Genomic DNA, 232 nt, shown 5'->3' on the forward strand with positions numbered 1-232 from the left:
GAGCAGTTCCGAGTTGGCTCCTTAAGCGGGCGGGGCCTTACGGATTACGGGACCGGGATCATTTCCGCGGGCGCCGTGATGCAGTACATGTATGAAACACATAAAAGCACCCTGGAGCATATCACCACCATCACCCCCTATTCCACCGGACAGTTCATGGTCATTGACACGTCCACCATAAGGAACCTGGAGCTGGTGGAGACCATGCGGGAAAAACAGAAGAGGGGGACCC

1 protein-coding gene is annotated in these 232 nt (G+C 56.0%); it reads left to right on the plus strand.

The features are described from left to right. Positions 1-232: hypothetical protein (locus LK536_RS59190; RefSeq protein ID WP_506092387.1), on the plus strand; the 232-nt coding region annotated here is incomplete at both ends.

Origin of the sequence: Clostridium pacaense (genome assembly GCF_020709765.2) — a bacterium.
GTDB lineage: Bacteria > Bacillota > Clostridia > Lachnospirales > Lachnospiraceae > Enterocloster > Enterocloster hominis.